Source organism: Cobetia sp. 29-18-1 (genome assembly GCF_029846405.1).
Taxonomy (GTDB): Bacteria; Pseudomonadota; Gammaproteobacteria; order Pseudomonadales; family Halomonadaceae; genus Cobetia; species Cobetia amphilecti.
On sequence record NZ_JARWKS010000051.1, the window covers coordinates 1 to 539 of the forward strand.

Below are 539 nucleotides of genomic sequence, written 5' to 3' on the forward strand. Positions count from 1 at the left end.
GTGATATCAGTGCCATTCACGGTGACGCTGGCGATGCCGGCATCCGCTTCCACCTGGAAGGTGTCAGTGACGGTGCCGCCGGTCGCCTCAGTGACCGACTGGTCATCCAGCGAGGTGATGGTCGGCACGCCATCGGTCGAGCCGTCGACGGTGATGGTCAGCGTGGTGCTGGAGGCATCGCCATCGGCGTCGGTGATCGTGTAGCTGAAGACGTCGGTCAGTGACGCGCCGTCATCCAGGCCCTGGACCTCGGCATTGCTGTTGTCGAGCACATAGCTGTAGCTGCCGTCGGCTTCGAGGGTCAGCGTGCCGTAGCTGCCGGTGACGACTGCGGCGGCATCTGCCGTGACGTCGGACGCACTGCCGCCGTCCGGCGTGACGCTGGTCACGCTGGTCACGCTGGTGGCATCCGCGCCCAGGGTGTCGGCGGTGTCGCTGGCGCCGTCGATGACGTTGCCGTCGAGTGCCGTGGTGCTGTCCTCACCGATGTTGCGGGCGTCGGCGTTGGCGACCGGCGCGGTATCGAGGATCGCGATGTC

The 539-nt window shown here is 66.8% G+C and carries 1 protein-coding gene; it reads right to left on the minus strand.

Going from position 1 to position 539, the window contains the following annotated elements; genetic code table 11:
* Positions 1–539: VCBS domain-containing protein (locus QD208_RS17575; protein ID WP_279837683.1), on the minus strand; the 539-nt coding region annotated here is incomplete at both ends.